We start from the raw sequence: 26,401 nt of genomic DNA, 5'->3' as shown, positions 1-26,401 counted from the left end.
CGTTTTAATGCGTGTCAAACGTCCTTGCCGATCTACAGATCAAACCCAAGTTGCGACTTGCCGAGCGGTGTCAGGTCGTCAGCCGTTGCGCGTCCGGTGAAATCCACTTCGAAATGGTCAGCAGGAAAATCGGGCGGGCTTTCACCCTTGAGGAAGCTCGGCAACTGGCGCTTCAGATAAGCGTCGTTTTTGGCGCACGCGGGCGCCGAGGCGATGTACATCACGTTGCTGTAACCCGCTCCCCTGTGCTCGTCTTCGACTGCATGGATGACATCGCTGTGCCAGAACACGGTGTCCCCCGCTTCCATTTTGGGAATCGACGACAATGCCTCGAACAAAGGCGCATGAAATTCCGGCTTGATCGACAGCGCCCGTCCAGGCATGGCACCGCACAGGTCGTCCTCGGCGACATCGTCCTGAAGCGCGCGCAGCAGGATGTACACCATCGAATTGGCGATGGGCACGAGTTGCAGCGTGCCGTCGCCCGGGCCTTGCGGCGTCAGGGCAGTCCAGCCCTGGAAGGTGCGGAACATCGAACATACGGCCGGCGACGCGATCTCCTGCACGTCGGGTCGGAAAGCCGCATCGAACGCGTCGTAGTCGCGCCAGTTGCCGGCAAACACGTGGCGATACACCTTCCGGAAATTGCTTTCGATCCAGCGCTCGACTGACCCGCCGTCGCAATGCGCCGACAGGCCAAGCGACGCGGAGCCTGGCGGCCGGCGGCGCAGACGATCGGCATAGACCGGCACGCGCTCCGGATCGAAGTGCACCTGACCGCCGCTCTCATTGCGCCATAGCCGGTTCAGGAATACACGTGCTTCGGTTAGTGACGCCGACTGACGGGCCAGCACTTGCGGCTTCGACCAGTACACCCCATAGATCTGCGGTTTGCTGGACGCCAGCTGGCCAAAGTATTTGTCTTCAGCGCGGTTTTCCAGGTGCTTGTCGAGATTATTGCGCTCGACATAGTCGGCAATATCCTCGTCCCAACCCTGCACCAGCGCACGGGGAAAAACATTACGGATCACGCATGCACCGCGCGCCTTGACGAGCGCGATCTGGTCCGCGGTGACGCGTTGTTCGGCGATGTCGGAAAACTGAATCTCGGGGATGACGTCTTCTCCGCGATCCCGCTGCGCAGCGATTCGCTTCGCCTCGGTGCTGATCGCTTCTTCGACTTCGGCAAAGACCTGCCGGTAGTTCGGCAACGCCGCGCGCAGCTCCTTTTTCGCTTGCCGGATTGCGCTCGGCAAATCGTCGATTTTCAACGCCATGACTGTCTCCATAGGGATTTGGTATGCCCCGAGGATATGACGTGCATGCGTGCGTTGGTGATACTATTCAGGCAATCTTTTTGCGTATTCGGCCATGAAACCAGCCTATGAGCATGTCGACTTCGGTGGGGACTGTTCGGTGCGGGTTTACCACCGGCGGCTGCCGCGTATTCCGTTCGAGTGGCATCACCATCCGGAGTACGAGCTAACGCTGACGATGAACAGCCATGGCAAGCGCTACATCGGCGACTCTGTCAACGAATACGAGGCCGAGGACCTTGTCCTCGTGCCGCCAGATCTTCCGCACACCTGGGCGTCGAATCGTTCGATCGATCCATCCTCGCCACAGGTCGCCATCGTCATCTGGTTCGACGGCGATTGGGCGCGGCGTATGGCGGACTGTTGCCCAGAATATGAACCGCTGCGCAAGCTGTTACGCAGGGCCGCGTGTGGGCTGGCCTTCGAGCCACCTGCCGGCAAATGGATGCGCGAGCGCCTGGAACAATTGCTGTCGAGCGTGGCGCGCGACCGCCTTGGCGCCGCTCTCGACATTATGTGCACGCTCGCCGACGCGCCGGGCCAGCCGCTCGCCTCGCCGAGTGCTTTCAACGAGGCAACCACCGGACCATCCGGCCACGAGCCCGAACGGATCAACCGGGTCCTTTCGATGATTGACGCGCGCTTTGCCGAACCGTTGCGACTGTCAGAGCTCTGCGCGGCCGCCAGCCTGTCGGAACGCACGCTCACGCGTTACTTTGTTCAGCATATCGGTGAGAGCGTCGGCCGCTATATCACGCGGGTTCGGATTGGTCACGCGTGCCGGATGCTGGTTGACACCGCCATGCCGGTTGCCGTCATCGCTGCTCGTTCGGGCTTCGCGAACGTCGCCAATTTCAATCGACAGTTCAAGGCCGCAAAGCAGGCGACGCCGGCCGAATATCGACGGCAGTTCGCCGCCGCGGGTTCTCCGGATAAGGACGCAGCGGCGCGCTTGACCGAACGGTCTCCGTCACTCCAAAAGAAGCGGAAACTAGCCAGTGAGCGAAACGTGGAAGAGATGGCTGGCCAGTCCCGCGCCTGATCCCGCAGATAGCAATCTGCGCCCCGTTTCCGACCTTCGATGGCGTTCGGCGAGCAACATCACGGACGTTAGCCCGCATCGGGCATCGTGTTAACTTTTATCAAATGACACACTGCCTGAGAAAACCTCGTCAACGACATCGCAGCATTTCCCGTTTACGGAGGATCGGCGAATTACATGCCGTGCACCGTCACTGCGGCGACAGGCCAAGTGCATTCATAGAATTCTATTTTGGAGTACGGCATGAAATATCCTCTCTTGGCAACGTTGGTCGCGAGCTTGGGAATTGGCCTATCCGGCGTGGCCAATGCAGTTAACGTAGACGTCAATATCGGCACGCCTGCCCCCGTAGTGGTCGCCCAGGCACCGGTTGTCATTGGCTGGCATGGGGACAGATACTACGACGGTCATCGCTACTGGGAACGCCAGGAATGGGAGGAACATCACCACCACCATGGTGATCATGGCCACTGCCCTCCCGGACACGCTAAAAAGGGCGAGTGCTAACAGCATCGCATAGCAACCGAACTGTTGTTACGGGCCTCGCGGCCCGTTTTTTTTGCGAAAACAGAAGGCAGCAGCAGATTGCCATCAAAAACGTGAGCGGTCGATTCAGTCCGCAATCTCCCGTTCAAAGCAATATCACGAAAGCCGGTCTATCCCGGGCGAATATTGCCAACGCCAGCCTGGCACGTAGAATGTGCATTGCCGTGTCCGTCGCCTGACCGCGATCCTTGCACGGCGCGCAACCGCGCGTCCCGACGGCAATCAAGTGAATGGTCTTATGAATCGTAGGCAAGCGTTGCTCACCTGCGCGTATGCCGGCCTGACCGGTGTGTCCGGCCGCGTTTTCGCCACGACGCGCGCGCCGCGTGTGGTGTTCCTCAACCCCGGCGAGGCTGTGCAACGCGGTACGGGGCAGCATTGGCAACTGGTCTCCCGATTCATGACAATGGCGGCGCGCACCCTAGATATGCAACTGGAGGTGCTGTACGCGGAACGTGACCATCTATTGATGCAGCGCCAGGCAGAAGACGTTGCGCGACGCGCCGACGCGCCGGACTACGTCGTCATCGTCAACGAAAAGATGGCCGCACAGCAGATGCTCAAAACACTGGCGCGCTCGCCGGCCAAGGTGCTGCTCATCCACAACGACCTGACGTCTGAGCAGCGCCACGCGGTCGGCAATGAACGGGAACGGATCCCGAACTGGATCGGCACGGTGACGGCAAACGCCGAGCGCGCCGGGTACCGGCTGATGCAATTTCTGTATCAACAACTGGGCCAGCACGGGGCGCAGGTGATCGGTATTACGGGAGACCCGAGCACGCCGGTCTCGCTGGAGCGCGCCGCCGGTGTTGACGACTACCTGTTTCACGCTTCGAATGCGCACACCTGCCAACTGGTCTTCAGCGACTGGAGCTACGCCGACAGCGATCAGAAGGCACGCGTGCTTCTCGCCCGCTATCCGGATGCCAATGTGATCTGGGCCGCCAACGACGCGATGACGCTTGGGGCGCTGGACGCCGTCAAAGCGCGCAATGCGCGCGTTCTGGTAGGCGGCATAGGTGCGTTGCAGGAGGCACTGGCCAGGGTGGCTGACGGCAGCCTCGCTGCCATGATGGCAGGCGACTACTTCCTCGGCGCCTGGGCGATGGTTCTGTTGCACGATCACAATCAGGGCAACGACTTTGCCACGAACGGAGGTCTGCGCCAGAAGCTCGACTTTCTGACCGTGATCCATCGCGAGAACGCCCCCCGCTATGCCGACCTTGTTTTCCGGAGCGGAGCGATACTCGACTTTGGCCAGTACTCGAAAACCCGGTCCCCGCGTCCGGGCCCCTACGATTTCAATCTCCAATATCTTCTGGACACGGCGTCCAGGGCTTCATGATGCGTCTGTCCCCACGGCTCGCGCTGCCCTCGCCCAGTTTGCACACCAAGCTGATGCTGGCGCTCGTCATACTTGTCGCGATCGTGGCCGGCACGTCGGCGTATGCGCTGGTCGCGCACGAACGGCAGCGCCGGCTCACTGCGCTGGAGGAGCGTGCCACCCGGATTGCCGACCTGTTCAGCCAATCGCTCGCGCAACCTTTGTGGAACATCGATCTGGGCGCGATCAACGGCCAGCTTGCCGCGCTCGCACCGAATCCCGAAGTGGCCCAATTCACCGTCACCGCGGTGGGCTACGGTACAGTGTCCACCGCGGGGAAAGCCGTTCAGCCGAAACCTGCCGACAGCGTGGTGCGTGTCAGGGCGATTGAATACACCCCACCCGGCAATGCGCCAAGGGAAAAGATCGGCGAGGTTCGTGTCGTCCTGACGAAGGCGGTGGCAGAACAGGCGATCAGCGACGCCCGCCGGGCGATTCTCGCCATGATCACGGCCGTCGTTGCCGTGCTCTACGCAGCGACCTTCCTGCTCCTCAAGCGCATGGTGCGCAGCCCGATCAACCGTCTTGAGGAAATGGTCGACCGTATCGCGAGCGGCGACCTTCGTGCGCGCTGCACAGTTGAGTCGGGCGATGAGTTAGGCCGGCTCGCCTTGCGCGTCAATGTCATGGCTGACCGCCTTCAGGAATCGACGGTAAGTCTGCGCGCCAGTGAACGGAAATACCGCAGCATCGTTGAGAATGCCCTCGAGGGTATCTTCCTGCTCGATCGGAACGGGCAACTGGATGAAGCCAATCCGGCAATGGCACAACTGCTCGGCTATCGTGACGTGCCCGACCTGATCGAGGCCGCCGCGAGCGCCGCCCACAAACAGCCGTTCTCGCCGGAGCAGATTGCAACCCTGTTCGAAATTCTGCGCACGCAGGGTGAGATCGTGGGGCTCGAACTGCAGTTGCAGCGTCTCGACGGCACACCCATCTGGGTTCAGCTAAACGCACGAGGCGCGACAAGCGACGACGGTAGCCTGAGGGGACTTGAAGGCCTGCTGACCGACATGACGGCCCGCAAGCATGCAGTGGAAAGCCTGCGACGCCATCGCGACCAGCTCGAACTCGAAGTCGTGGTGCGCAAGCGGACCGAGCTGGAACTGCTGGCGTCGCGCGAACAGCTGCAGCAGTTGTCCGCGCATCTGGAAGCCATTCGCGAGGAGGAAAGGAAGCACATCGCGATGGAAGTTCACGACGAACTCGGCCAGTTGCTGACCGCGTTGAAAATGGACCTGTCGTTGCTGAGGATGCAACTGACGACAGGTTCCGCCGCCATGCAAAAAGCCGAACAGATGCGCGATCTGGTTGAACAAACCATCAAGATCGTGCGCAATGTGGCCAGTCACCTTCGGCCAGTCGCACTGAATTTCGGCCTCGCCTCCGCGCTGGAATGGCTCGCGGAGGATTTCACCCGCCATACTCACATTCCCTGTCACTTCAACGTCACGGGTTCCGAACCGACTTTCTCGGATTTCCGCGCCACAGCGCTATTCCGTATCGTGCAGGAGTCGCTGACCAACGTGGCCCGTCATGCCGGTGCGTCGCGTGTCGATGTGACCCTGGTCAACAGCGAAGCGGGTGTCGAAGTGACCATCTGCGATGACGGCCGAGGCTTCGATATGGTTACCGCACGGGCCGGCTACTCGTACGGACTGCAGGGCATGGCCGAGCGCGCCAGGCTGATCGACGCGAAGCTGTTCATCGAGAGCACGCCCGATTCCGGTTCTGTCGTGCGGCTATTCGTTCGGGATGATGCCGTGATTGTCACGTAATCCGGACCAGCACACCTGTGGCGTGAAATGCCACGGGCAGCCGGGCGCTTCGCATTTTGCCCGCGGGGGATCTTCGTTCATTCCCTATAAATATCGCATGCGATTTAATCTTTTGCGATTGACATTCGTCGCTCTTTCCCGCATCATGCGACGCATGCGATTACATCGCATACGATTTAAAGCACCTTGACACCCTTATTCGCAAAGGAATCCATCATGGCCAAGATCGACCAAATCCTCCTCTCAGGCAACAGCCACGCCACCGTTAATCGCGACCCCAATCTCCAGCGCGGCGAGTTTGGCGTCCTCGACCTCAAGCTGTCGGCGTCTGGCGTCGAAAACCTCGAGTTCATCGCCACCGAGCCGCACCCGATAGCCGAGCAGTTGTTTGCGGGCGCGTGGTCGGCCTGTTACACCAGCGCGTTCCAGATTGCGGCCTCGCTGAAGAAGGTCACGCTGCCGTCCGACTATTCCGTGGACATCCAGGTAAACATTGGGCAAACCGGCGCCGCGTGGTTCCTCGGCGCCGAGTTCACCATCCGCGCACCCGGCCTGGAAACGGAAGTCGTCGAGGCAGTCGCGCACCTGGCCCATCAGATCTGCCCCTACTCGAAGGCTGTGCACGGCAACATCGAAATCGGCCTGAATGTCGTCACGGCGTAATCCATCAAGGCACATGCATCTCACTCAAGCACGCGCCCTTCACCGAACATTTTTCTAAGGAATTTCCATCATGAAGACCAAGCTCATCGTTGCACTGCTCGTCGCCGTTTCGGCATTCGCCACCGCACCCGCGTTCGCCAGCGGCTATGGACCAGCCCCGTTCTACAAGCCCTCGGTCGGCGCACCGGCGTCGCAAAGCGGTCAGAGCGCGCGAACCGTCGCTGCCGAACGCAACGACGTAACTGCATCGCAAGAGGCATATGGCGGCGTAGTCGCCGGACTCTCCCAGGCGGGCAGCCATGTCGCCGTGACGCCGCGCGATAGCCTGTACGCGCATCGCTAGATCGCGTGCCCTCTCGCCGCAGGGCCGTCGCGCATTTCCGTTGCTCATGCGCGGCGACCACAGCGCCAGGGAGGGCGCCGCCGCAAGACCTCTACGATGCGAAATAGCGGGCCGGTGAAATTGACCACCAAGTTGCACGCTATAAGGCAGCAGTCCGACTTTCACTACATTGCGATATAATCGCATACGATACATATCGCTTCGTACGTCTTGTGAAACATCAGGCTCCAGCCAAAGAGGATACAGATGAAATCCATCGATCAACCTGAACCCGCAAATCGAATGCTCTCCGACTATCTGTGCTTTGCGATCTACTCCGCGAACCTGGCGTTCGGCAAGGCGTACAAGCCGATACTCGAGGAACTCGGGCTCACTTACACGCAATACATCACGATCATTGCGCTGTGGGAGACAGACCATCAGACCGTCGGCGGACTGGGCGAGAAACTGTTTCTCGAATCCAACACGCTTACGCCGATCCTGAAGAAGCTTGAGGTAATGGGTTATCTGGAAAGGCTGCGCGATCCAGAAGACGAACGTCAGGTGCGTGTCAGTCTGACGAAAAGCGGACGACGCTTGCGCGAAAAGGCCCTGAAAATGGACGTCGTCGAAGCAACGGGCCTCGCGCCCGACGAGTTCGAGAATATGCAGAAGGCAATCGTGACGTTGCGAAACAATCTGATCAAGTCAGTCCAGGACGACGAATGAGCGCTCGTGCGTGACTAGTTTGTGTGGGTCGTGGGATCTTCGAACGCGGAGACGATGCCGTCAATCATGGCTGCGATGCGCGCGGTATGCCGAAGGTCTTGATGCGTAACGAGCCAGGTTTCATAGACCGCCCCACGTGTGGGTTCCGGCCATAGCTGCACGAGGCCGTCCCGTTCAGCCAGATGGATCGGAAGCTCACCGATACCGATGCCGGCCCTTACCGCGGTACGCAGCATAAGACTGGAATTGAAGGTCGATACGATGCGCCCAGCGTGAACCGGTTCGCCTGCAAGAGTTGGCGGTCGATTACCGGTCCAGCTTCCCTGATAGACGACAAGATCGTGGCCCTCGAATGCGGAGCCTGGAACGGGCCTGCCGTGCTGCTCGAGATACGCGTTCGATGCAAAGAGCGCCATAGGCCAGCGCGCCAGGCGCCGCGCGACAAGATCGGGATTGTCCGGCCTGACTGACCGGACCGCGATATCCGCTTCACGCTTTGCCAGATTCAGCATGCACGTCGACGTGTCCAGCAGGACCCGCACTTCGGGATGCGCAGCATGCAGGCGTTCGATGGCGGGCAGCAGAAAATCGAGCGCGATCGAGTCCGTGCTGGTGACTCTTACGTCCCCCGCAAGCCGTGTATCCGTGCCCTGAGTTCGTCTGACGAATTCGTGCGCGGAGTGTTCCATTTTCTCCGCTGATCTCAGCGCGGCCTCCCCTGCCGCAGTCAACGCGTAACCCTCAGAGGTGCGCAGGAAGAGCGTTGCCCGCAGGGCGTGCTCCAGCGCCGCAATCCGCCTGCCGACCGTCGCCTGATCGAGATTGAGCGTTCTGGCCGCTCCGCGGAGCGTTTTTTCGCGCTCCACCGCGAGAAACACTCGCGCGTCGTCCCAGTTCATCGTGCCACCCTCCTGATGCAAATTTGCATCTCACTACATGAATAATGCTGCGTTTATTCATCAATGTCGATGCCTATACTGAACTCAAGAGTTCCTCGCCAAGTGATCCGACCGGATCAATCGAGCCTCATCAAACGAAGGAGTGGTATCCATGTCTGCTTCAACTTATCGTGTGCCGTCGACCATGACGGCGATTGAAATCAAACAGCCCGGCGGTCCTGAGGTCCTGGTGCCGACCACGCGCCCGGTGCCGGTGCCGGACGCCGATCAGGTTCTGATTCGCATCCACGCGGCTGCCGTGAACGGCCCAGACGTTTTCCAGCGCAAAGGGCTGTATGATCCGCCCCCCGGCGCTTCGGACATTCCAGGGCTGGAAGTGGCAGGTCAGGTGGTGGCCGTCGGCGCCGACGTGTCCCAATTCCAGATCGGCGACCTGGTGTGCGCATTGATTCCCGGCGGTGGCTACGCGGAATATGCCGTCGCGCACGCCTGCAACACGATGCATATCCCCAAAGGCCTGACGTTGGTGGAAGCGGGCGCCATGCCCGAAACGTTCATGACGGTATGGCTGAATCTGTTCCAGCGCGGCAAGCTGGTTGCCGGCGAATCGGTGTTGATCCACGGCGGCGCGTCAGGCATCGGTACCACGGCGACCATGCTGGCGAAGGCATTCGGTGCGGCGAAAATCATCACGACAGTGGGCTCGCAGGCACATCGGGAGGCCAGTCTGGCGCTCGGCGCAGACCTCGCGATCGAATACCGCGAGGAAGATTTCGTCGCCGAAACAAAGCGGTTTACCGATGAAAGAGGCGTCGACGTGATCCTCGACATCATTGCCGGCGACTACGTGGCGAGAAACTATGAGGCCGCAGCCATGGACGGACGGATCCTCCAGGTGGGCGTGATCAAGGGACCGGCGAAGGATCTTAACCTCGTGCCGATGCTGACGAAACGTCTGACGCATATGGGCTCGACATTGCGATCGCGCACCTCCGCGGACAAGGCGGCTATCGTCAATGAACTCGAGCAGCATGTCTGGCCGCACTTCGAGAGTGGCAAGATCAAACCGGTTGTCTACAAGACCTTCGCACTGGCCGACGCTCGCGGCGCTCACGAGCTGATCGACTCCGGCACCCACTTTGGAAAGATTGTCTTGACGACAGGTGCCGATCTCATTGGCTGAAGATTGCGTGGTGCAGTAAATGCCGGGCGCATCCGCGCACTGACAGGTGACTTTAAGCGCTCGGCAAAGCACAACCCGCAAATCCGCTCATTGCTCCACAACGCCGAGCAGCGCCTGCTTGCCTCCGACGTATTTGTAGAGCGAAATCACACCGTGCTTCAGATCGCCCTTCGCATCGAACTGCGTTTCTCCGAGCACGCCCTGATGATCGGTCGCAGGCATGGCAGCAAGGATTTTTGCCGGCTCGGTTGATTGCGCGCGCTTCATCGCATCGATGATGACACCCACCGCGTCGTACGCGAACGGTGAGTTCAGAACCGGCGCGTAACCGAAGCGCTTCTTGTAGCGCTCGACGAACGCCGGCCCACCGCTCATCTTCAACAGCGGCGCGCCGGCGATCGAGCAAATTACGTTGTCGGCCGCATCGCCCGCAAGTTTCGCGAGATCGTCGGCGCACAAGCCGTCGCCGGCCAGCACTTTCATCGTCATGCCCAACTGCTTCGCCTGTTTCGCGAACGGACCGCCCGTACCATCGAGGCCGCCATACATGATCGCGTCCGGCTTTTCGCCCTTGATCTTGGTGAGAATCGCGCGGAAATCGACAGCCTTGTCAGTGCTCGCGTCGTGCGACAGCACCGTAATGCCGTTGGCTTTCGCCTGCTTTTCGAATTCCACGGCTAGACCCTGGCCGTATGCGGTCGAGTCATCGACGATGGCGACCGTTTTGACTTTCAGCGTTTTCGCCGCATAGTCGGCGAGCGTTGGCCCTTGCTGGGCATCGGTCGCGACCACGCGATACGCCGTCTTGAAGCCCTGCTGCGTATAGGCGGGATTCGTCGCGGACGGCGACACCTGCGCGATGCCTGCATCGCTATAGATCTTCGAGGCCGGAATCGTCGAGCCGGACTGCATGTGGCCGACCACCGCGACGACCTTGTCGTCCACCAGCTTCTGTGCGACCTGGGTGGCCTGACGCGGGTCGCCCGCATCGTCCTGCGCATCGAACACCAGCGTCACCTTCTTTCCACCGATCACGAGGCCCGTCTGGTTGATCTCCTCGATCGCGAGCCGCGCGCCGTTCTCGGTGTCCTTGCCAAGATACGAGGCCGGCCCCGTCACGGGTGCGGCTTCGCCGATCTTCACCATCTCGTCGGCACGGGCGACGCCCACTGCAGCGGCCGCCGATACTCCCAGAATGCAGACGGTCGCCATACCGCGACCCAAGACTGTGCTTGTGCTCATGCTTCACCCGAAAAGAAGTTGTAATGGTCGGAACGGACGCTAACGGCCGCCCGCCGATCGGAAACACGCGGCCGTTTGTGCCAGCAATGCGGACGGTGTGCCTGCCTTCGCCGGATCGTTCGCACCCCACAGTGCGGCGTCGTTCGTTAGCGGGTTTGAATTTATGCAGCCACAATGCGCCCGGATTGCATTGATCTGCCGGAAAATAGAAGAATTGCGGCAAGGCCGCCTCGGACTGATTCGCCGGGCGTCGCCGTATAATCTGGGCGATCCGCCCTCGAGTTCGCGCATGACCACTGCCGACAATTCCAGTCAGGTAACCCAGACTGCTCACCAACTGGTCGAACAACTGGACGCGCTGCCGCGCACGCTTCAGGCGCGCCCGAGCCGTTCAGGCGCGGAACTGAGCGTCGGCATCCTGTTGTGGCCACGCTTTCCAATGCTTTCGCTGGGCGGCCTGTGTGACGCGCTACGTCACGCAGCGGACCGCGGCGACCAGAGCCGTCAGCTACGCTGCCTGTGGACTATCGTCGGCGCACAGGGCGAATCGGTCGAAGCGAGCTGCGGCATTCCAGTGCAGGCGCAGTCCACGTTTCCAGATGTCGCGCAATTCGACTATCTCGTCGTGATCGGCGGCCTGCTTCCCCACCTCGATCAAGTCGACCGGCGCTACTGGGACTATCTGAAACAGGCTGCCGAGGCGGGCGTTCCGCTCATCGGCATGTGCACGGGCAGCTTCGTTCTGGCGCGTGCCGGCCTGATGGAAGACCATGTTGCCTGCGTGCACAGCTTTCACCTCGACGATTACCGGCACATGTTCCCGGCGCTGCGCGTCGTGACCCACGCCGATTACCTGATCGACGGCACGCGCATTACCTGCGCGGGCGGCATTTCCGTGGTCGAGATGGCCGCGCGCCTGATCAGCCTGCACTGCGGGCCTGACCGTGCGTCAAAAGTGATCCATCAGATGACGGTTAGCCGCCAGGGCGGCTCCTCGTTCGTCGAGCGGCGCGCGGCGCTCGGCTACCTGTCGGTGGAAGATGCAACCGTGCGTCACGCGGTGCTGCTGATGGAAGAGAACCTCGAAGCACCATTGAACATCGTGGTCATTGCGAAGATGATCGGCACCAGTGTGCGCAATCTCGAGCGCGCGTTTGCGACCGAGATGAACACATCGCCAAACGAGTTTTACCGGCGGATGCGACTGCGTTACGCGCGCTGGATGCTGGTCAATACGGCGCGCAAGATCACCGATATCGCCTACGAGTGCGGCTTTGCGGACTCCGCGCATTTCATCCGTGTGTTTCGCGAGGCCTACGGCGTGACGCCTGGCAAGCTGCGCGCATCGCGTGGCGCGGCCGCCGCCTGATCCATTCCGCCGCCCTGCTATTCGCAAGCCTGTCGCGATTCTTCTACTTTCCGGCAGATCAATGCAATTCGGCGCATCGGTGGCGCCGTACAGTCCAGTCAAAGGGCTGACGACGCACCCGCGGCACATGGCCTCCCTGCAAACACACGAAAAAGCGAGTGCAGCTGTATGCGGATATTGATCCTCGGTGCGGGCGTCATTGGCTTGTCGAGTGCGTATTACCTGAGCCGCGCCGGCCACGACGTAACCGTCGCGGATCGGCATCCGGACGTAGCGAGCGAAACCAGTTCTGGCAACGGCGGCCAGTTGTCGTATAGCTATGTCGCGCCGCTCGCCGGCCCCGGTGTCGTCTCGAAGCTGCCACACTGGCTCACGCGCGGTAATTCACCGGTGCGTTTCCGCCCAAAGCTGAGCACCGAACAGTGGCGCTGGTGCTTCGAATTTCTGTCGGCATGCACGCGTGAACAAAGCGAATTCACGACACGCAAACTGCTGTCGCTGTCGTTCCTGAGCCGGACGCTGATCCACGAACTGATCGCCGCCGAACCGGCGCTCGACTTCGACTTCGTCCGTTCGGGCAAGCTCGTGCTGCATCGTGACTCGAGCGAGATGCAGAGCGCGATCAAGCTGCTTGAATTCCAGCGCACGCTCGGCTGCGAACAAAAGGCGCTGAGCGCCGACGCGTGCGTCGAACTCGAACCGACGCTCGCGCATCTGCGTCCATTTCTCGCGGGCGGCATCCATACGCCGAGCGAAGACACGGCTGATTGCGAACGCTTCTGCAAGAGCCTCGAAGCATTGCTGCGCGCTCGCGGCGTGCACTTCCTGATGAACACATCGATCGATTGTCTGAGGCTTACGGCAAGCGGTAGCGTTGAAGCCTGGAGCAACGGTGCGCCGCTCGCGGCCGATCATGTCGTCGTCGCATTAGGCTCGGCTGCGGCATGGCTACTGAAGCCGATCGGCATCCGTGTGCCGATCTATCCGCTCAAAGGCTACAGCCTGACGTTCGACCTGCAAGCACAGACGGCCGCGCCCCATGTGAGCATCACCGACTTTAGCCGCAAGGTGGTTTATGCCCGGCTCGGCGAGCGGCTACGCGTTGCGGGCATTGCCGATATCGACGGCTATTCGCTCGAACCTGATCGCTCACGTCTTGCAACGCTGCGAGCGGAGGCGGCTGCCATGTATCCCGACGTCGCCAGATCTTCCGCGGGTAGTGAATGGATCGGCTTGCGCCCCGCAACGCCACGCGGCACGCCGATCGTCGGGCCGACGCGCTACCGCAATCTGTGGCTCAACGTCGGCCATGGTGCGCTCGGTTTCACACTTGCGACGGGTTCGGCGACGCTGCTGGCGCAGTGGCTGGCAGGCAGCAACGGCCAGGAACTGCGCAGCGCATTTGCCCTTTCGCATTGATGCCGCTCCCCCTTCAAAACATCATCGACTTCGCATGACAGAAAAGGCCAACATCGTCGTTATCGGCACAGGCGGCACCATCGCAGGCCAGGGCAAAGCCGTCATCAACACGTCGGCCTACCTGTGCTCAGTACTCGGTATCGATGAGATTCTCCGCACGATTCCACATGCGTCCGCGCTGGCGAATTTGCGCGCCGAGCAGTTGCTGCAAACCGGCTCCGAGAATTTCAACAACGAGCATCTGCTTGCAATCGGCAGGCGCGTTTCCAGTTTGCTCGCGCAGGACGACGTTGATGGCGTGGTGATCACGCACGGTACCGATACGATCGAGGAAACCGCGTACTTTCTCCATCTCACGCTCAAGAGTGCGAAGCCCGTAGTCGTGGTCGGCTCGATGCGGCCGCCGTCGGCAATGAGTTCCGACGCGGCATTGAATCTCTATGATGCGATTGCAGTGGCTGCGCATCCATCCTCGCGCGCCATCGGCACGCTGGTCGTCGCCAATGACGAGATCCACACTGCCCGGGACGTCGTAAAGAGCAACAGCATCAAGCTCGAGGCGTTTCGTTCACCGTACGGCGCGCTTGGCCATGTGATCGAAGGCCAGCCGCGCTACTATCGTCGCCCATGGCGTGCCCATACGCTCGACACGCCGTGGTCGATCGATACGCTTGGGGCATTGCCCAAAGTAGACATCGTCTATGCGTACGGCGCGCTCGCCCCCGACGCAGTGGAGGCAATCGCCGCGCACGCGCGAGGGCTGATCTATGTGGGCACCGGCAACGGCAACGTCGCGGAGCATCTCATCGAGCCGCTGCGCAACGCTGCCCGACACGGGGTTCACGTGGTGCGCGCATCGCGCACCGGCAATGGAATCGTGCTACGTAATGGCGCACAACCCGACGACGAATACGGCTGGCTCACCGTCGAAGATCAGATCCCTCCAAAAGCCCGCATCCTTCTGACGCTCGCACTCACCCAAACGGACGACATGCAAGCGTTGCAAGTCGCCTTCGAGCGCTACTGAAGCGCATCCTCCTGCTCTCCACTGCCTTCAGGCGAATGAGGGAATAACTGGCACACGCGTGCAGTCTTGCAAGGTGAGCACGCTCAAAGCGCGCGAGCTTCGAGCGCAGCGGAACGCATCTGCCACGGACAACACGGCTCAGTGAACGTCCGTCATTATTTCGCCTGCAAGGCACAAGGAGTACCAACATGAAATCGGATTCGTCGAATCGGCGTACCGCTTCGCTATTACTCAGCTTCGTGATGGCAGGAGCCGTGCTGATGGCAAGTTCAGCGAGCGTTTTTGCGCAAGCCATGCCGGAGCCCGCACCCCATCAAGTCACACGTGCGGAAGTTATGCATGAACTCGAAGAACTGGAGGCCGCGGGTTACGACCCATCCCAGGGGGACGACGGTTCGTACCCCGCCGATATACAGGCTGCGCAAGAGAAGGTTGCCGCCAAACACCGGGCGGAAAGAGACCCGATGATGAACGCAGGCCAAAATGGGCAGGCAAAGCCCACGCCGTAAGGTGCGGGTGCTGTCTGCATATTTTCAAATTGACGTCAACGAAGTAGCACGTTGAAAGGACGACTATTTCCGAGCGAAAACTTTCCGCGCCTTACCGATAGCCGAGATGGCGGGTGAATCCACCCCTTACCAGGCATTTGGAAGTGTTGTCATCGCTTACTCTAAATGCTCAACTCGTAAGGAGGTCAAACATCATGAGCATACAAAGTGTAAGTGGTTCACAAACCGGCACGAGCCTGCTTTCTGTCGGCGCCACTCGTCGCTCGGCCGGCGGCGGCTGCGAAACGGGGTCGTCCTCCTCGTCTTCATCGACCAGTTCGACGGACTCGAATCCGCTGTTGTCGGCACTCGAGGCGGCGTTGTCGGCGCTTGGCATTGGCAGCACGGGCAGCACGTCATCGACCACGGCTACTTCGGGCACGTCGAGTACGACGGCTTCTTCGAACTCGTCCACCACCGCAGCCTCTTCCACCTCCTCGACGAGCGATTCGTCGTCAACGAGCACAATTTCCGGCGCGCTGCAGGCCTTTCTCGGTGCGTTGTTTCAGGCACTAGGATCGCTTCAGCAAACGGGCAACGGTGATAGCTCCACGTCTGATAGCACGAGCGGCTCGACGAGTTCGATCGCGAGTTCTTCCTATGGGGATATTGGCGGCGCGCTGAATGCGCTCGCCCAGGAGCTCGGGTCCAGCAGTACGACGAGCTCAGGTACCGCGTCCAGTACTTCGGATGCAAGCAGCGATTCTTCTTCGTCTTCTTCGCCGGCGTCGACGCTACAGACGGATTTTCAGTCTCTGTTGAGCTCACTCGGCGATAGCAACTCGGGCACGTCGTTGCAGTCGTTTGTGCAGACGCTCGCGGATAACCTCAAGGGACATTCGCATATGCAAACGGTTGGGAGCCTGGTGTCGACTACGGCTTAGGGTAACGAAATGACGGGCGGTCTTTCGGGTCCGCCCAAGTCGAGACCCTTTGCGCATTAGAGGAACGGCGAAATGTTCTCCATCGCGCGCGTCACGTAGACTTCCTTCTCCCCCACTGGCGCCACATAGTGAATCGCGCTACGTGCAGCCTCGACACCTTCCAGACGCGCGATGAACCAGGCTGCCAGATACTGTGACGACAGACACCCGCCGGCTGTCGCGACGTTTCCCTTCGCCACGAACGGCTGATTGAGCACGGCCACACCCGCCTCCTCGACCCAAGGTTTGGTGGTCAGGTCCGTGCAGGCCGGAACGTCGTCCAGCAGGCCCAGCCTGGCAAGTATCAGCGTTCCCGAGCACTGCGCGCCCAGCAACTGGCGCGTCGGATCGAACTTCAGTTGCGACATCAACGCGGCATCAGCGACGACGTCCCGGGTCAGCCTCCCACTCCCAACCAGCACTGCGTCGGCGTCGCATGCGTCCTTTAGCGACGCTTGCGCCTCGATCACCACACCGTTCATCGAACGCACCTTGTCTGTCGGACTGGCGATCGAAACGCGCCAGCCCGGCCGCTTGACCCGGTTGAGAATGCCGAGCGCGATCAGCGAGTCGAGTTCGTTGAAACCTTCAAAGGTCAGGATAGCGATGTGCATGGGGGCCTCGTGCGAGTGGAGACGTTGTATTGCGCCATCGTAGAACCGATAATCAATACATTCAAATAATTGTCATGGATACGCTCAGGCATGCCTCAGCCCCGTTACAAGCAACTGGTCGACCGCCTCGCGGCCGATATCCGCGCGGGGCGGCTGCGTCCCGGCACGCGGCTGCCAACGCACCGCGATCTCGCGGCTCGAGAAGGACTGGCGCTGGTCACGGCCACGCGCGTCTACGCCGAGCTGCAAGCGATGGGCCTGGTAAGCGGCGAAACCGGTCGCGGCACGTTCGTCAAGGAGGCGCTCCCGCGCGGTCAAGGTATTGATCTGCAAGCCTGGAGCGCTGACACAGTGGATCTGAGTTTCAACAATCCCTCGTTGCCGGATCAGGGAGACCTTCTGCGCGCGGCGTTGCGCCAGCTCGCCGCCGCAGGCGACCTGGAGACGCTGCTTCGATACCAGCCTCATGGCGGGCGAGAGCACGAGCGGGCGACCGTGGCGCGCCACCTGACCAGCCGGGGACTGGCGGTACCGGCTGAAACCGTATTGCTCGTGAGCGGCGCACAGCACGGGCTGACAACAATCGCCATGGCCTTGCTCGAGCCCGGCGACGTGGTGGCCGTAGATGCTTTGACGTACCCGGGATTCAAGCTCGCCGCCGAGGTCAACCGGCTGGAACTCGCCCCCATTCCTGCCGCCGGGAACGGCCCGGATCTGGATGCATTGGCGGCACTATGCAAGCGGCGGCGAGTACGCGCCGTGTACGCGATGCCGACGCTCCATAACCCGCTCGGCTGGGTGATGAGCGCAACGCGGCGTCGCGAGCTGGTCACCATCGCCCGGCAGCATGGGCTGATGCTCATCGAGGACGCCGCCTACGCGTTCCTGGCGGAAGGCGCCCCGCCGCCTTTGGCAGCGCTTGCTCCGGAGACGACAGTCTATGTATCGAGCTTGTCGAAGAGTGTCGCGACCGGGCTGCGCGTCGGCTTCGTCTGTGCCCCGCGCGAATGGGTTCCCAGGCTCGAACGGGCCATCCGAGCGACGACCTGGAACACCCCCGCGACCATGACGGCTATCGCCTGCGGCTGGATCGAGGACGGCACCGTAGCCAGGCTTGAGGCCGACAAACGGCGGGATGCCGCACAGCGCCAAAGCATTGCCGCTGAAGTCCTGCGCGGGCTGAAACGGATCAGCCATCCCGCGTCGTACTTCGTCTGGCTTCCTCTGCCGCAGGAGGTTCGGGCAGACGCGATCGCAATGGCGTTGATGCGCGAACACATCTCCGTGTCGACGGCCCATCCGTTCGCGACGTCAGCGCATGTGCCTCATGCCATCCGGTTGGCGCTCGGCTCCGTCAGCCTGTCCACGTTAAAGCAGTCACTGGAGACGGTGGCTCGTGTTGTTGCCAACCAGACCTACTGATGCACGGATGCGGCGGCGCAATCCGACAGACAGGAGTCGCTGGTCAAAGGGCTTAATGGTCGATATAAAGGAGAACGTGTAAATGGAGGCAGTAGCATTGAGAACGGCTAATAGGCGGCGTCAATCATGAATCCAGAAATCGTGCCGGCGCAAACCGCGCTTGTCGTCATGCATTATCAGACTGACATTCTCGGGCTCTTTCCATCGGTCGCGCCGGTCTTGCTCGCCAATACGCGCAAGCTATGCGACGCGGCGCGGGCCAAAGGCGTCAGTGTCTGTTTCGCCAATCTCCGCTTCAGTCCGGGCTATCCGGAGGTCAGCCCATTGAACAAGAATGGGCAGGGAATCAAGCAACTCGGCTTATTCGTCGACGACCGGCCTTCGCCAGAGTTAGGCCAGCAGGCCAGTGAACCCGTCATCATCGCGCATCGCGCCAGCGTGTTCTTCGGCACCGGTCTGCAGGCACGACTTCTCGCACAAGGTGTCGATACGCTGATTATGGTCGGCATTGCATCGACCGGTGTCGTGCTGTCGTCGGTGGCATATGCGAGCGACGCGGACTTCCGCCTGTACACGGTCAAGGATTGCTGTTACGACCCGGATCAGGTGGTACATGAACACCTGTTCTCTACCGCATTCGATTCGCGCACCACGGTGCTGTCGCTTGCGGATGCGTTGCTTCTGCTCGCCTAGACGTTCGACGTCCGCGCCGGCTTCATCCGTGCTCGATGCCAAGCAGCCGCGCGTCCAGCCGCCGCGCTAACGCCGCCCCGCCTTCGCGCATCACTGCATCGTGATTCCATTGGAAAACCGGTCGCAACAACGGTGCCAATGCGTTCATCCATGCGCGGGTTGTACGCACGCGCCAGTCATAGCGGACCACGGTCAGGTTGCGTCCGTCGGTTGAAAAGCTCCACCGCCCGGCGCCTTCGACGTCGCCACTGGCCTCCCCCTCCAGCGCGACCAACGGGTCGACGCGCGTTACTCGCATGTCGAACACGAGGCGATAGGGCAGCCGGCCTTTCCACGTATAGCGTTGTACGACGCCCACGCCCTGATCTGAACCGGCCTCTAGCTGATCCACGCGCTCAACGTTGTTCCACCACTCGGGCCAGCGCGCCGAATCCTGGATTGCCGCCCAAACTTCCTGCACTGGCGCATCGATGCGCCAAATGGTGGAAAAGCGGTATTCGGCCGTTCGCAAGTTATTGAAGACGCGGCAGGCGCACAGCGAACGCGGTTTCTGCCTCGTCGGAGCGTGCCTCGATCTCGCCGCCATGGGCCTTGGCAATCTCGCGCGCGATATACAGTCCGAGCCCCAGGTTGCCGTCGGCGTTATATGAGTCTTCGTGATGCAGGCCGCGCTGGAGCGGGTCGAAGATCCGATGCAGCGTCGTTTGATCGATGACAGGTCCCTGGTTCCTCACCTCGAAACGTACGTTCTGCTCTTCGCCGATCACGACCACTCGCACGGGCGCGTCCGACGCGCCGTATTTGATCGCATTCAACACCAGATTGCCGAGCAACTGCTGCAGACGGCGGCCGTCCCAAACACCCCGACAGTCCCCCTGCACTTCCAGATCGATCTGACGGTCCGGGTGCGCTGCCCGCAACGTGTCGAGTTCGTCGGCAAGCAGGTTCTCCAGATCGGCATCAGTCGGCGCGATATTGATCCCCAAACCCAGCCGGGTTCGATTGAAATCAAGCATATCGTTCAGAAGCGCCTGCATGCGGGCGCCGCTTCTGATCAAACGGGACGCCGCTACGGATACCTGCTCCCCGGCGTTCAGTGCCGCCAGATATTGGGCCGTCATCAGGATGGTCTGAAGTGGGCTGCGCATATCGTGCCCGAGCATGCCAAGCAAAAGATTGCGAGCCTGATCGACTTGGGCGCTGAAATACCCGACCGATTCGGCAAGCGCCTGATCGATGGCCTCGTTGAACCGGATCACATCATCCGGATGTGGCGCTTCGGGCTGGCATTCGTCCATCCAGAGGCGCAGGACGCTCGCGCGCAAGGCGCGATACTCAGCAGCCAACTGGTTAATGTCGAACCCGCCTCGCGCCCGCAGAAGGGCGTGCGTCTGCGCACCTGTCTCTGGCGCCCCGATCAGTATGGGGGCCCGCCCCATCGACTTTTCGGCTTGCGCTTCCCGGGTCTGGGCCGTCGACAGATCTTTCGCGACGGCTTGCAGAATCTGTTGCGCGTGGTCTCGCAGGGCGAGAGATTTCATGTCCACGGCTGCCGGCAACAGCGTGGCGGCGAACGTCTCCCACTGCACCAGAATCGTTTCCATGTCGCGCAGGATGAAGTCAGCCAATCGCATGTTTGCCCTCAAAGAAGCCGAAAGAGACAGTATGGCGCATCCGCTGAACTTATATTACGCACAAATAGCTGCTTTGACTCTATCAGGCCCCTAAACGCCCTGCAGACGGACGAGGAAGCCCTCAAGCGCCCGATTGAACGCGCCATTGTCCTCGACATGAGGTATATGCCCAATTCCCGGCAACACGTTCATGCGTGCGTCGGGCAACAGTCGCGACAGGCGCAATCCTTCGCTAACGGGCGTTACACCATCGGTCCTCCCCCAGATCACCTCGACCGGCATGCTCAGTGACGCGTAGTCCGGCGAGCGACTGCTTCTACTGAGCCCTGGATCATTGACGAATGCATCCAGCCAGTAGCCATACGCCTGCGTTGTTCCCACCACAGAAAGCGGTCGCTGATAGACGGCAATCCGGTCAGCCGTCAGCGCGTCATGACGTGAGGTGAATTTCCGCAGAAACCACCCGGTGAGCCACGGATTGGTCGCCGTCGCGGCAATCACGGGCCGCGCCACGGCCGGTACCTCAATCAGGCTGCCGAGCAAGCCACGTTCGGCTGGCGGCGGATCGATAGCGAGCGCAACGTCCACCAATACCGCCGCTTTAAATCGCTTGGGTTCGGCCATCAATGCTTCGACCGTAGCCCGTCCTCCGAAAGAATGACCCACGAGAATTACCCGCGAAAGCTTCAGCGTGTCGAGCATCCCGAGAATACGCAAGGCCTGGTGGCCAGTGTCGTATGTGTTGTCCGCGGGACGGCTAGTGTACCCAAACGGCGGCAGATCCACCGCGATGCAGTGATAGCCGGCTTGAGCGAGATAATCCATGGTCGGAAGCCATGTCGAGCTCCAGGCGCCCACGCCTGAAATGAAAACGATCGGCTGTCCACTCGCGGGGCCACGCTCCTGTATCAACATGTCCACGTCCGCAGCACGCACGAAGCGCGATCCGGCCGGCGCCGCGCTCCGCGCGATGTCCTGCTCACGGCTATGGGCGATCAGATCCGCGCCGCCTAATACGGCAACCAGCGCGATGATCGGCACAGCGACCAGTGCGACCGCGACTTTATAAAGTTTCATGGCGTTTTACGCATTCTTTTTATGCTTGATGGGTTCGGCGGCACACTTATTCTGGCCGATGATTATGTACAGTTATGCTCAGCCAATTTTCTCAAGATTGAGATCGACCGATAATATCAAGTCCGCTTAAACTTGCGTTCCGAATGAAACGTTTTGATGGCTTCAGGAATCACCAATTGACTTCCGGGAATAGGCAAAAATAAAAAATGCTATTAACCACCCTCACCCCCGCTTTCTTTTTGAGCCGCGGTCGTATTACCCGCAGCGAATGGCTGACCCGAATCATCATTGCCGCATTCGTATGCGCCGCCTTCGGCAGTCTTGCCGGTTCCTGGTTTGGCGAGATCGGCGCGGCCGTCTTCGCGATCGTTTTTCTCTGGAGCGCGGTTGCGCTCTCCACCCAGCGCCTGCACGACACCGGACGGTGCGGATGGTCGTTGCTGACCGCCATCGTTCCGGTGTTCGGGCCGATCTGGGTACTGATCCACGTGCTGCGCCGCGGCGTCGATCACGAGAACCGCTTTGGCCCCGATCCGGCAACTCGCGCGGATTACCTCAAAGTCAACATCGGGGAGTGATGCAGATATGGCAACGGTCAACGACGTCACTCAGCTGAACCGGATTCCTGTATTTTCAATCGCTACGCCCACCTCCACGCAGGAAGTCGTCGAGGCGCTCACCCAGACCAATCTGCCGGTGTCGGTAGGCGGCGGCCACTTCAGCATGGGCGGGCACACCGCGAGTCCGGGCACTCTGCATCTGGACATGCGCAAGATGAACCGTGTACTCCGGTTCGAGCCGCACACGTCGGTGATTCGTGTGCAAGCCGGTATCCGCTGGTGCGATATCCAGCGGTTTATCGATCCGCACGGTCTGTCGGTCAAGATCATGCAGACCTATGCGAACTTCACGGTGGGCGGCGCGCTGTCGGTGAACGCCCACGGACGATACATGGGATTGGGGCCGGTCGTGCTGTCGGTACGGGCGATTACGCTCGTGCTCGCCAACGGCGAAGCAGTCAACGCCACCCCCACTGAGAACAGCGTGTTGTTCAACGCGGCGATCGGCGGATATGGCGGCGTAGGCATCATCACGGAAGCGGAGCTCGACCTTGTGCCCAATACGCGGGTCAAGCGCAGCGATCGCAAGATGCGCACTGCCGACTACAAGGCATGGTTCGATACCACCGTGCGCAGCCATCAAGACGTGATCTTTCACAATTTCGATCTTTATCCGCCGCGCTACACACGCGGCAGGGCGATCAGCTGGACCGTCACCGATGAGCCGGCCACGTCAGCTCGATTGCAGCCGCTCAGCCGCGGCTTTCTTGCCGCGAAATACTTTCTATGGGCAATCACTGAAACGCCGCTCGGCAAGTTTCGTCGCGAGTATCTGTACGACCCGCTGCTGCATTTCGGCAAGAAGGTGCACTGGCGCAATTACGAAGCCGGTTACGACGTCGCGGAACTCGAGCCAGTCGGGCGACGCCAGCGCACATATGTGCTGCAGGAGTACTTCGTGCCTGTAGACGCCGTCACGCGATTCGCCGAGGCGCTATCGGTGATTCTCTCGCGGCATCGGGTGAACGCGGTCAACATTTCGATCCGCCATGCGCTCGCCGACAACCGCACCGTCATGGCATGGGCGCGCGGCGAGACGTTTGCCTTCGTGCTCTACTACAAGCAGCGTACTCGCGAGAATGCCAAAGAGCGCGTTGCGGTATGGACGCGCGAACTGATCGACACCGTGCTCGCCGTGGGTGGCACGTACTATCTGCCTTACCAGCTGCACGCAACGCGCGAACAGTTCCATCGTGCGTATCCGCGAGCGCGCGAGATGTTTGCGCTCAAGCGGGAGCTCGATCCGCAATACCGTCTGCGTGGCGCGCTGTGGGATCGCTACTATGCGCCTGAGCGAAGCACGCTCGACGCGATACCTGAAGTGACGGCGGCACAAGAGGACAGCAACAGCAACGGCACCCTGTTCGCCACGATCTATCGTAACGAGCGCGAAGCCGATCGTTTCTATGCATTCCTGCAGAATATTTTTAATGTGCTGCCCGAAGACCGTCTGCATACGTTGATCAAAACTTCGACAGCCGAACATACGGGCGACGAACGTATCTACCGCGCGATCCAGGCGGGGCTCAAACCGATCACGCCGCGCCTCGCGATGCTTACGCATGCGCTGCCGTCCCTCTCGATGCAGAAGGCTGAAATGGGCCGGCAAGCCGCCATGCTGCTGGGCGACTCACCGTTGCAGGACTATGTCGAGATTGGCACGACAGGGCGCTACGTTCGCGCCATGAAGAAGTATCTGCGGCTCAAAGGCAAGGTGACCCTGGTTCATGACGTGCGGCCGGGAATGAGCCCGGTCGATATTGTCGAGCGTGGGCAGATCGGCTCGATCGGCGAGTTCCAGCCGCTGAACGACTACGCGCCCATCGCGCTGCCTGCCGCTAGCGCGGACCTGGTGAGTTGCTTTGTCGGCTTGCACCACATGGCGCCGGCGAAGCTCGCGCCGTTTCTCGACTCGATTGCGAGAATCGTCCGCCCCGGTGGCTATTTCGTGGTCCGCGATCACGACGTCACGACGCCGACAATGGATGCATTCGTTTCACTTGCCCATACGGTGTTCAACGCGGGCCTCGGCGAAACGTGGGAAACCAACCGGTCGGAGTTGCGTCATTTCGCCAGCGTGGACGACTGGATCGCGCGCGTCGAAGCGGCAGGTTTTCGCCATACCGGCATGCGCCTGACCCAACAAGGCGATCCGTCGGACAACATCCTGATGGCGTTTGTGCGCCATGGAGAGGCGGCATGATGTGGCCGTTGCGCAAGGCGCTTCTTACCGTCACCGTCACCGCCGGCGTCGCGCTCACACTCGCGATGCCGGTTGCGCATGCTGCAGCGTCCTCCGCGACGCCTGAGACACCAGGAGCCTCATACCAAAGCCCTGTGCCGACAGCGGATCGCCGCGGCACTGAGCAGACGCTGCTGACTTTTCCGGAGTGGTATCTCGTGCACAGCCCGGCGGAATACGCGCGAATCGTGCAACACGAACCGTCGCACGATTTTCCGTTTCTGGATCAGATCGGCCAACTCTGGTCGAGTTATGCGACCGTCACGCGTGAGCAGATGCATGACAACTATCCGCTCAATCCCGGTTACCACGTGATGATCTGGGTGATCGCATCGAGTACGACCGTGGAGTATGCGCTGCGCTCCCTCTACGAAAATACGGTGGGTCGTGCGAGCTGGCTGCTCGGCGGGAAAAAGCTGACCGATGAAGACCGCTATGGCGCCCAAGCGGCTCAGGAGTACGTGGACTTCATCCGTCAGGAGCCCTGGTACCTGTTCGATTTCGGCGCCCGCCTTCGCCATCTCTGGAGCGATGTCCCGATGTGGGGACCGGATCTCATACGCAAATGGGAACGCCGCTACGCGCTGACCACCGAATACGCGATCAAGGCCGTGTACGGAAAACTGATCGAGAAGGCGACGCGGGCCACCTACACACCGGCCCTGATGACGACTGACGTGGTCGTCGACCGCCTGCCCGACGGGTGGTCAGCGCCGGCTCACGTCAGCGTGCTTGCCCGTCTGCCGGACGGTCGGGCGTTGCTTGCGTTGCCGCGCTATTTCGACTTCAGGCTTGCGGCGACAGCGCTTGCGCAACAGGGCATTCATCTCACCGACATCGCCGGCAACATGTCAGTCATTCTGGTCACGGTGTGGGCGAAAGACGACGCCCCGTTGCCCGCCGGTAGCGGCCGCATATTGTTCGAACAGCCGCTGGCAATGCCGGCCCATACCCGACGCGTCGCGTTGTTGATGCCGGTTCGGGACCTATCCGATTTTCTGGCGGCAGCCGAAAAAAATGGCCTGGTAACGGAGCACGTGTACGACTATTGAATCGGCAGAGTGTGCGGAGCGTCTGCTGGAAGCGGGTAAGCCTGACCGACGCTCTATAGCGCACACGATGCAAAGGACCTTCTGTTAATCCGCCGTCCCAAGATAAGCGGCCTTCAGGGCCGCCGCGTCGAACTTCACCATTTTCATCATGGCCTGAGCGACACGCCCTGCCTTTACCGGATCGGGGTCAGCCATCATCCTGATGAGATCGCCTGGAACGATCTGCCATGAGACGCCAAAGCGGTCTTTCAGCCACCCGCACGCCTCGGGCGAACCGCCACCCTCAAGAAACGCATTCCAGTAGCGGTCGACTTCTGCCTGATCGGCACAGTCGACCATGAGGGATATCGCGTGGTTGAACGGATCGCCCCCGCTAGAGGTCATGGCAATGAAGGGCTGCCCAAACAGAACAAATTCGACCATCTTCGTGGAACCGGCGGCCGGCACCGGTGTAACCCGGTTGACGCGCGAGTCCGGAAAAATACTCGCATAGAAAGCAGCGGCCTCCTCAGCCTGATCGGAATACCAAAGAAATGGCGTGATCTTTTGAATCGTCATGGCAAATCTCCTGTCAGTGGTGGCTGAATGCGGAGGTAAGCCGCATGCTGCCATTGAGACGACGAACGAAGACTATCAAAATCGACATGCCGGGAA

General features: G+C 60.8%; 26 protein-coding genes. 18 read left to right on the top strand and 8 right to left on the bottom strand.

Going from position 1 to position 26,401, the window contains the following annotated elements:
* Positions 1–32: 32 nt before the first annotated feature.
* A complete protein-coding gene (locus KHO30_RS24880; protein WP_211702647.1) occupies positions 33–1,277 on the bottom strand; it encodes a DUF1479 domain-containing protein in 1,245 nt (414 codons plus the stop codon).
* 94 nt (positions 1,278–1,371) lie between these two features.
* On the opposite strand from KHO30_RS24880, the gene KHO30_RS24875 reads away from it, so the two are divergent.
* The 7 genes from KHO30_RS24875 to KHO30_RS24845 all read left to right on the top strand — a co-directional run bounded on the left by KHO30_RS24875 (position 1,372) and on the right by KHO30_RS24845 (position 7,783).
* Complete coding sequence (locus KHO30_RS24875) at positions 1,372–2,358, top strand: helix-turn-helix domain-containing protein (RefSeq protein WP_211702646.1); 987 nt, start codon at positions 1,372–1,374, stop codon at positions 2,356–2,358.
* A 243-nt stretch (positions 2,359–2,601) separates the two neighbouring features.
* Positions 2,602–2,865, top strand: coding sequence for a hypothetical protein (locus tag KHO30_RS24870; protein ID WP_093633142.1), 264 nt, complete (start codon positions 2,602–2,604; stop codon positions 2,863–2,865).
* A gap of 295 nt (positions 2,866–3,160) precedes the next feature.
* On the top strand, positions 3,161–4,252 hold the full coding sequence (locus KHO30_RS24865; protein WP_234487969.1) for an ABC transporter substrate-binding protein: 1,092 nt from the start codon (positions 3,161–3,163) through the stop codon (positions 4,250–4,252).
* A complete protein-coding gene (locus tag KHO30_RS24860; RefSeq protein ID WP_234486762.1) occupies positions 4,249–6,069 on the top strand; it encodes a sensor histidine kinase in 1,821 nt (606 codons plus the stop codon). The genes KHO30_RS24865 and KHO30_RS24860 overlap by 4 nt, the downstream gene beginning before the upstream one ends.
* Before the next feature lie 216 nt (positions 6,070–6,285).
* The gene (locus tag KHO30_RS24855; protein WP_200619863.1) at positions 6,286–6,732 is read left to right on the top strand and encodes an Ohr family peroxiredoxin; all 447 of its coding nucleotides are present in this window, start codon (positions 6,286–6,288) and stop codon (positions 6,730–6,732) included.
* A gap of 70 nt (positions 6,733–6,802) precedes the next feature.
* Complete coding sequence (locus KHO30_RS24850; RefSeq protein ID WP_211702645.1) at positions 6,803–7,075, top strand: hypothetical protein; 273 nt, start codon at positions 6,803–6,805, stop codon at positions 7,073–7,075.
* 246 nt (positions 7,076–7,321) lie between these two features.
* Positions 7,322–7,783 (top strand): MarR family winged helix-turn-helix transcriptional regulator, encoded by a 462-nt coding sequence (locus tag KHO30_RS24845; protein ID WP_211702644.1) that lies wholly within the window; start codon positions 7,322–7,324, stop codon positions 7,781–7,783.
* A gap of 14 nt (positions 7,784–7,797) precedes the next feature.
* Here the strand turns inward: KHO30_RS24845 and KHO30_RS24840 are convergent, their stop codons facing one another.
* Positions 7,798–8,682, bottom strand: a complete 885-nt coding sequence (locus KHO30_RS24840) for a LysR family transcriptional regulator (protein ID WP_211702643.1) — start codon at positions 8,680–8,682, stop codon at positions 7,798–7,800.
* Positions 8,683–8,833: 151 nt separating this feature from the next.
* Between KHO30_RS24840 and KHO30_RS24835 the strand changes: the two genes are divergently transcribed.
* On the top strand, positions 8,834–9,865 hold the full coding sequence (locus tag KHO30_RS24835; protein ID WP_211702642.1) for an NAD(P)H-quinone oxidoreductase: 1,032 nt from the start codon (positions 8,834–8,836) through the stop codon (positions 9,863–9,865).
* A gap of 87 nt (positions 9,866–9,952) precedes the next feature.
* Here KHO30_RS24835 and KHO30_RS24830 read toward each other — a convergent pair whose 3' ends face one another.
* Positions 9,953–11,077 carry a branched-chain amino acid ABC transporter substrate-binding protein gene (locus tag KHO30_RS24830; RefSeq protein ID WP_200564978.1) on the bottom strand — a complete coding sequence of 375 codons (1,125 nt, stop codon included), beginning with the start codon at positions 11,075–11,077 and terminating at the stop codon, positions 9,953–9,955.
* Positions 11,078–11,396: 319 nt separating this feature from the next.
* Here KHO30_RS24830 and KHO30_RS24825 point away from each other — a divergent pair, with 319 nt between their 5' ends.
* From KHO30_RS24825 to KHO30_RS24805, 5 genes are all read left to right on the top strand, one after another.
* Positions 11,397–12,476 carry a GlxA family transcriptional regulator gene (locus KHO30_RS24825; protein WP_211702641.1) on the top strand — a complete coding sequence of 360 codons (1,080 nt, stop codon included), beginning with the start codon at positions 11,397–11,399 and terminating at the stop codon, positions 12,474–12,476.
* 168 nt (positions 12,477–12,644) lie between these two features.
* Positions 12,645–13,895: a D-amino acid dehydrogenase gene (locus tag KHO30_RS24820; protein ID WP_211702640.1), complete on the top strand. Its 1,251-nt coding sequence runs from the start codon at positions 12,645–12,647 to the stop codon at positions 13,893–13,895.
* Between the two features lie 34 nt (positions 13,896–13,929).
* Positions 13,930–14,922: an asparaginase gene (locus tag KHO30_RS24815; protein ID WP_211702639.1), complete on the top strand. Its 993-nt coding sequence runs from the start codon at positions 13,930–13,932 to the stop codon at positions 14,920–14,922.
* A gap of 188 nt (positions 14,923–15,110) precedes the next feature.
* Entirely contained in the window at positions 15,111–15,431 is a 321-nt protein-coding gene (locus KHO30_RS24810; protein ID WP_211702638.1) for a DUF4148 domain-containing protein, read from the top strand.
* 194 nt (positions 15,432–15,625) lie between these two features.
* Positions 15,626–16,354 (top strand): hypothetical protein, encoded by a 729-nt coding sequence (locus KHO30_RS24805; protein ID WP_211702637.1) that lies wholly within the window; start codon positions 15,626–15,628, stop codon positions 16,352–16,354.
* A 56-nt stretch (positions 16,355–16,410) separates the two neighbouring features.
* Here KHO30_RS24805 and KHO30_RS24800 read toward each other — a convergent pair whose 3' ends face one another.
* On the bottom strand, positions 16,411–17,007 hold the full coding sequence (locus KHO30_RS24800) for a DJ-1/PfpI family protein (RefSeq protein ID WP_200619855.1): 597 nt from the start codon (positions 17,005–17,007) through the stop codon (positions 16,411–16,413).
* Positions 17,008–17,097: 90 nt separating this feature from the next.
* Here KHO30_RS24800 and KHO30_RS24795 point away from each other — a divergent pair, with 90 nt between their 5' ends.
* Positions 17,098–18,429: an aminotransferase-like domain-containing protein gene (locus KHO30_RS24795; RefSeq protein ID WP_211702636.1), complete on the top strand. Its 1,332-nt coding sequence runs from the start codon at positions 17,098–17,100 to the stop codon at positions 18,427–18,429.
* A gap of 126 nt (positions 18,430–18,555) precedes the next feature.
* A complete protein-coding gene (locus KHO30_RS24790) occupies positions 18,556–19,122 on the top strand; it encodes a cysteine hydrolase family protein (protein WP_200619853.1) in 567 nt (188 codons plus the stop codon).
* A gap of 22 nt (positions 19,123–19,144) precedes the next feature.
* On the opposite strand, the gene KHO30_RS24785 is transcribed toward KHO30_RS24790, so the two are convergent.
* From KHO30_RS24785 to KHO30_RS24775, 3 genes are all read right to left on the bottom strand, one after another.
* The gene (locus KHO30_RS24785; protein ID WP_093633157.1) at positions 19,145–19,633 is read right to left on the bottom strand and encodes an SRPBCC family protein; all 489 of its coding nucleotides are present in this window, start codon (positions 19,631–19,633) and stop codon (positions 19,145–19,147) included.
* A 1-nt stretch (position 19,634) separates the two neighbouring features.
* Positions 19,635–20,756, bottom strand: a complete 1,122-nt coding sequence (locus tag KHO30_RS24780; RefSeq protein ID WP_200653656.1) for a sensor histidine kinase — start codon at positions 20,754–20,756, stop codon at positions 19,635–19,637.
* Positions 20,757–20,846: 90 nt separating this feature from the next.
* Positions 20,847–21,833 (bottom strand): alpha/beta fold hydrolase, encoded by a 987-nt coding sequence (locus KHO30_RS24775; RefSeq protein ID WP_211702635.1) that lies wholly within the window; start codon positions 21,831–21,833, stop codon positions 20,847–20,849.
* 206 nt (positions 21,834–22,039) lie between these two features.
* On the opposite strand from KHO30_RS24775, the gene KHO30_RS24770 reads away from it, so the two are divergent.
* From KHO30_RS24770 to KHO30_RS24760, 3 genes are read left to right on the top strand one after another with little or no spacing between them, the layout of a single operon-like run.
* Positions 22,040–22,411, top strand: a complete 372-nt coding sequence (locus tag KHO30_RS24770) for a DUF805 domain-containing protein (protein WP_154560212.1) — start codon at positions 22,040–22,042, stop codon at positions 22,409–22,411.
* Positions 22,412–22,418: 7 nt separating this feature from the next.
* Complete coding sequence (locus tag KHO30_RS24765) at positions 22,419–24,656, top strand: FAD-binding protein (RefSeq protein WP_211702634.1); 2,238 nt, start codon at positions 22,419–22,421, stop codon at positions 24,654–24,656.
* Positions 24,653–25,747, top strand: a complete 1,095-nt coding sequence (locus tag KHO30_RS24760; RefSeq protein ID WP_244864124.1) for a hypothetical protein — start codon at positions 24,653–24,655, stop codon at positions 25,745–25,747. Before KHO30_RS24765 ends, KHO30_RS24760 begins: the two co-directional genes overlap by 4 nt.
* Positions 25,748–25,831: 84 nt before the next feature.
* On the opposite strand, the gene KHO30_RS24755 is transcribed toward KHO30_RS24760, so the two are convergent.
* Positions 25,832–26,305: a VOC family protein gene (locus KHO30_RS24755; protein WP_200619849.1), complete on the bottom strand. Its 474-nt coding sequence runs from the start codon at positions 26,303–26,305 to the stop codon at positions 25,832–25,834.
* Positions 26,306–26,401: the final 96 nt, after the last annotated feature.

This window comes from Paraburkholderia aspalathi (genome assembly GCF_905220735.1).
In the GTDB taxonomy this organism is placed as follows: Bacteria; Pseudomonadota; Gammaproteobacteria; order Burkholderiales; family Burkholderiaceae; genus Paraburkholderia; species Paraburkholderia aspalathi.
The sequence above is the reverse complement of the archived record's forward strand: the minus strand, read 5'-3'. Positions and strand labels throughout refer to the sequence as shown.

Coding starts and splice junctions, on each gene's coding strand:
- KHO30_RS24880 (WP_211702647.1), bottom strand. CDS start 1,277: ATGGCGTTGAAAATCGACGATTTGCCGAGCGCAATCCGGCAAGCGAAA.
- KHO30_RS24875 (WP_211702646.1), top strand. CDS start 1,372: ATGAAACCAGCCTATGAGCATGTCGACTTCGGTGGGGACTGTTCGGTG.
- KHO30_RS24870 (WP_093633142.1), top strand. CDS start 2,602: ATGAAATATCCTCTCTTGGCAACGTTGGTCGCGAGCTTGGGAATTGGC.
- KHO30_RS24860 (WP_234486762.1), top strand. CDS start 4,249: ATGATGCGTCTGTCCCCACGGCTCGCGCTGCCCTCGCCCAGTTTGCAC.
- KHO30_RS24855 (WP_200619863.1), top strand. CDS start 6,286: ATGGCCAAGATCGACCAAATCCTCCTCTCAGGCAACAGCCACGCCACC.
- KHO30_RS24850 (WP_211702645.1), top strand. CDS start 6,803: ATGAAGACCAAGCTCATCGTTGCACTGCTCGTCGCCGTTTCGGCATTC.
- KHO30_RS24845 (WP_211702644.1), top strand. CDS start 7,322: ATGAAATCCATCGATCAACCTGAACCCGCAAATCGAATGCTCTCCGAC.
- KHO30_RS24840 (WP_211702643.1), bottom strand. CDS start 8,682: ATGAACTGGGACGACGCGCGAGTGTTTCTCGCGGTGGAGCGCGAAAAA.
- KHO30_RS24835 (WP_211702642.1), top strand. CDS start 8,834: ATGTCTGCTTCAACTTATCGTGTGCCGTCGACCATGACGGCGATTGAA.
- KHO30_RS24830 (WP_200564978.1), bottom strand. CDS start 11,077: ATGGCGACCGTCTGCATTCTGGGAGTATCGGCGGCCGCTGCAGTGGGC.
- KHO30_RS24825 (WP_211702641.1), top strand. CDS start 11,397: ATGACCACTGCCGACAATTCCAGTCAGGTAACCCAGACTGCTCACCAA.
- KHO30_RS24820 (WP_211702640.1), top strand. CDS start 12,645: ATGCGGATATTGATCCTCGGTGCGGGCGTCATTGGCTTGTCGAGTGCG.
- KHO30_RS24815 (WP_211702639.1), top strand. CDS start 13,930: ATGACAGAAAAGGCCAACATCGTCGTTATCGGCACAGGCGGCACCATC.
- KHO30_RS24810 (WP_211702638.1), top strand. CDS start 15,111: ATGAAATCGGATTCGTCGAATCGGCGTACCGCTTCGCTATTACTCAGC.
- KHO30_RS24805 (WP_211702637.1), top strand. CDS start 15,626: ATGAGCATACAAAGTGTAAGTGGTTCACAAACCGGCACGAGCCTGCTT.
- KHO30_RS24800 (WP_200619855.1), bottom strand. CDS start 17,007: ATGCACATCGCTATCCTGACCTTTGAAGGTTTCAACGAACTCGACTCG.
- KHO30_RS24795 (WP_211702636.1), top strand. CDS start 17,098: ATGCCTCAGCCCCGTTACAAGCAACTGGTCGACCGCCTCGCGGCCGAT.
- KHO30_RS24790 (WP_200619853.1), top strand. CDS start 18,556: ATGAATCCAGAAATCGTGCCGGCGCAAACCGCGCTTGTCGTCATGCAT.
- KHO30_RS24780 (WP_200653656.1), bottom strand. CDS start 20,756: ATGCGATTGGCTGACTTCATCCTGCGCGACATGGAAACGATTCTGGTG.
- KHO30_RS24775 (WP_211702635.1), bottom strand. CDS start 21,833: ATGAAACTTTATAAAGTCGCGGTCGCACTGGTCGCTGTGCCGATCATC.
- KHO30_RS24770 (WP_154560212.1), top strand. CDS start 22,040: ATGCTATTAACCACCCTCACCCCCGCTTTCTTTTTGAGCCGCGGTCGT.
- KHO30_RS24765 (WP_211702634.1), top strand. CDS start 22,419: ATGGCAACGGTCAACGACGTCACTCAGCTGAACCGGATTCCTGTATTT.
- KHO30_RS24760 (WP_244864124.1), top strand. CDS start 24,653: ATGATGTGGCCGTTGCGCAAGGCGCTTCTTACCGTCACCGTCACCGCC.
- KHO30_RS24755 (WP_200619849.1), bottom strand. CDS start 26,305: ATGACGATTCAAAAGATCACGCCATTTCTTTGGTATTCCGATCAGGCT.